Annotated in this window: 1 protein-coding gene; it reads right to left on the bottom strand. The window is 31.3% G+C overall.

Features of this window, described 5'->3' with window-relative positions; all coding sequences use genetic code 11:
* Positions 1-272: 272 nt before the first annotated feature.
* On the bottom strand, positions 273-689 hold the full coding sequence (locus tag JAO71_RS15710) for a hypothetical protein (protein ID WP_203001727.1): 417 nt from the start codon (positions 687-689) through the stop codon (positions 273-275).
* Positions 690-1,000: the final 311 nt, after the last annotated feature.

Genomic DNA, 1,000 nt, shown 5'->3' with positions numbered 1-1,000 from the left:
AAAGTTTGGTTTCTAAAGTGGCTTTTTGGTAGCTTTTTTTTCGCCAGTGTTCATTTTGTGTTTTCATAAGTGACTGTAATTAATTGTTTGATTTTTAGTCAACCTATTTCAGGAAAGTTCATTTCTCTAATTTGCCCTAACGTGTTCGTGTATGGTTCAGTTGCGTGTTTCAGCAACTAAGTTAGCAAATACAAACCGAATAGAAAATCCGCGAAGATTTTCGTAAGTAGGCTTTTACTAGCAATGAATTATACACGGTGTTGTAAGTAGTTTTAATTGATTTTTTCATATTTCAGTCCAGGTCCATCACAAGCCTCCCAAGAACTTAAAAAAATAGTTTCAGATTGAAGGTTCATAGTTTCTTTCATATTTGATGTACATGACCCAATAATTTCACTTTCAGTGTCAAAGTTTAATTCTATTAAAGGCTCATTAAAATTATAAGTTCCTGAAACTTCGGTTGTAATTCCATCTCTTTCTCTTGATTTTAGGAATGTTCCGTTAGCGTTAAGCACATAGGTTTCTTGCCAATCCATTTCGGCACCAGAAGTTTCTGAATTTGGAATGCTACCAGTCATTTGTATAAGTTTCCAATTCCCGAGTAATTCATTTTCAGTATCATTATCATCGTTATTATTACAAGAGAATAAAACTCCGATTATCATTAAAAATAAAATCTTGTTTTTCATAAATTAAAATTTTTAGTGTATCTATATTTAATAGATGAGTAAATTCAGAAATGGTTGCGTCAAATTACTTACAACGGTTTTGTGTATGATTAGTTGCGTGGTTTAAGGAACTAATTTAGCAAATAAAAACCGGATAGAATATTCCGCAGGAATATTCGTAAGTAGGCTTGTACCAGCAATTGATTATACACGTCTTAAGTTAGCATTTTAATAAAAACATTAAATTTAAGACATATAAATAAGAAAGCACAAAAGAGAGGAATAAGGTTAATATATACGCAGAGACTACAGATCTCGTCAACATTGAAAAT

This window comes from Olleya sediminilitoris, from assembly GCF_016785945.1.
Classification (GTDB): Bacteria; Bacteroidota; Bacteroidia; order Flavobacteriales; family Flavobacteriaceae; genus Olleya; species Olleya sediminilitoris.
Note: the sequence above shows the minus strand (reverse complement) of the source record. Positions and strands in the feature narration are given on the sequence as shown.

Bases quoted from the DNA above. Each gene is read 5' to 3' on its own strand.
- JAO71_RS15710 (WP_203001727.1), bottom strand. From the start codon at position 689: ATGAAAAACAAGATTTTATTTTTAATGATAATCGGAGTTTTATTCTCT.